Annotated in this window: 1 protein-coding gene; it reads left to right on the top strand. The window is 41.5% G+C overall.

Translation table 11 applies throughout. From position 1 onward, the window contains the following. Nucleotides 1-24: 24 nt before the first annotated feature. The coding region (locus J7438_RS26920) for an IS982 family transposase (protein ID WP_209279086.1) at nucleotides 25-609 on the top strand (585 nt) is incomplete at its 3' end.

Below are 609 nucleotides of genomic sequence, written 5' to 3'. Positions count from 1 at the left end.
ACAGATAGCTAACCGGAGGCTCCCATGTCTATGACCAGTGTATTCTGTGATGTTGATGATTTCTGTCTGGTTTTTGAACCAGAATGGCATAAGCGGCTTATCTGCAATACCAAAAAGCCTCTGGTTATATCGAAGCTCTCGCTCAGTGAAATAATGACTATCATCATTTGCTTTCATCAGAGCGCTTTCCGAGATTTCAAACATTACTACCAGAATCTCATTGTGCGACATAAGTCAGACTATTTTCCAAACTTGGTGTCTTACAATCGTTTCGTAGAACTCATGAAACAAGCGCTGATACCACTGACTGTTTATCTCAAAACTCAATGCATGGGACTACAAACTGGCTTGTCATTCATTGACTCAACACCCATTGTCGTTTGTGATAACCACCGGATCAACAGCCATAAGGTTTTCTCAGAAGAGGCTAAACGTGGTAAGACGTCTACAGGCTGGAAATTTGGCTTCAAGCTGCATCTAATCATCAATCATCCAGGAGAAATTTTATCTTTCTGTTTGACTACGGCTAACACAGACGACCGAAAGCCAGTACCAGATCTTATTGAAGATTTAACAGGCTGGCTCTACGGGGATAAGGGTTATATTTCA

Source organism: Thalassotalea sp. G20_0 (genome assembly GCF_017744175.1).
GTDB lineage: Bacteria > Pseudomonadota > Gammaproteobacteria > Pseudomonadales > Endozoicomonadaceae > Endozoicomonas.
The sequence above is the reverse complement of the archived record's forward strand: the minus strand, read 5'-3'. Positions and strand labels throughout refer to the sequence as shown.